1 protein-coding gene and 1 pseudogene are annotated in these 1,070 nt (G+C 43.5%); both read right to left on the bottom strand.

Annotation, left to right across the window (positions count from 1 at the left end):
- On the bottom strand, window positions 1–761 hold a 761-nt coding region (locus tag R7P67_RS26210), incomplete at its 3' end, for an ATP-binding cassette domain-containing protein (protein WP_318086505.1).
- 36 nt (window positions 762–797) lie between these two features.
- Window positions 798–1,070 (bottom strand): annotated as a pseudogene (locus tag R7P67_RS26215) (ABC transporter ATP-binding protein); the annotation flags it as partial.

Here is a 1,070-nt window from a genome sequence, read left to right on the forward strand (position 1 = left end):
AGTTTCTTGGTGTAATCGTTTTGTGGGTTCGCGTAAATTTCTTTCGCATTCCCCGCTTCCACCACTTTACCAAAGTACATCACCGCAACTTTATCGGAGACATGCTTAACCACCGACAAATCGTGAGAGATGAAGATGATGGCAAGGTTCATTTCTTGTTGAAGTTGCAGCAGCAAGTTGAGAATTTGCGCCTGAACCGATACATCCAGTGCAGATACTGATTCATCACAAATCAACAGTTTTGGCTTCAGTGCTATCGCACGAGCAATACCAATACGCTGACGCTGTCCACCAGAGAATTCGTGCGGATAACGGTTCACAGCCGTTTCAGGCAAGCCAACTTTCACTAACAGCTCTTTCACCCATTGTTTACGCTCTGCAGGAGTGCCTATTTTATGGATGATATACGGCTCTTCCAAAATCATACCAATGGTGTGACGCTGGTTAAGTGACTCCATTGGGTCCTGAAAGACAATCTGCATGTCTTTACGCAACGAGCGCATCTCTTTGACAGAGAACTTTGTAATGTCTTTGCCTTCAAAGAAAATCTTACCTTCTGTAGGCTCATACAATTTTAGAATCGTACGTCCTAAGGTACTTTTACCACAGCCGGATTCACCAACGAGTCCCAATGTTTCTCCTTCTGAAACCGACAAGGAAACGCCGTCTACAGCTTTGATCGTGTAGCCCTTCTTAAACAGTCCTTTACCAGATACAAAGTGCTGCTTAAGATTTTCAATTCTTAATACTTCTTTGGCCATAACATCCTCTTTTATGACTTGTTCACTTTGCACCAGTTAGCTAGCAAACATGCTGGCATCGATTGGTTTGATATCAATCATCTGCTTAGGTTCGTTGTCCAAGCTTGGCATTAAGCCCATCAAACGTTCCGTGTAAGGGTGCTGCGGATTGTCAAACAGCTCAAAAATCTCCGCTTTTTCGACAATACGACCACCATACATTACCGCAACGTCATCACACACTTCAGCAACTACGCCTAAATCATGGGTAATGAAGATCATTGCCATGCCCGTTTCTTCTTGAAGTTCATTCATTAGTTCAAGGATAGA

Source organism: Vibrio sp. Vb0937, assembly GCF_033338855.1.